Annotated in this window: 1 protein-coding gene; it reads right to left on the bottom strand. The window is 48.9% G+C overall.

Going from position 1 to position 325, the window contains the following annotated elements:
• Window positions 1-226 precede the first annotated feature (226 nt).
• Window positions 227-325: transposase (locus tag JIN85_RS21125; protein ID WP_200274575.1), on the bottom strand; the 99-nt coding region annotated here is incomplete at its 5' end.

Here is a 325-nt window from a genome sequence, read left to right as displayed (position 1 = left end):
GGGGTCGTAACCCTTCAGGCCTAAATTTAGGTTAACAAACATCGGGGACATGGTGGCATCCGTGCCTCATGTCCCCAATCTTTGAGGATGAGCCCCAAAGATTGGAGATGAGGCTTTTTTGGGGTCTACACCAAAGATTGGGGATGAGGCTTTTTTGTTGGGTCTACACCAAAGATTGGGGATGAGGCTTTTTGTTGAGGTTTTGAGGTTGGATTGATGATGGGTCTCAGCCGCATTGGGCGATCACGCGGAGCCGGTAGTTTTCGAAGTTTCTAAATCCATACGCACGACGTTGGACCAGTTTCATTTTCCGGTGAAAGCCTTC

Origin of the sequence: Luteolibacter pohnpeiensis (genome assembly GCF_016595435.1) — a bacterium.
Taxonomy (GTDB): Bacteria; Verrucomicrobiota; Verrucomicrobiia; order Verrucomicrobiales; family Akkermansiaceae; genus Luteolibacter; species Luteolibacter pohnpeiensis.
Note: the sequence above shows the minus strand (reverse complement) of the source record. Positions and strands in the feature narration are given on the sequence as shown.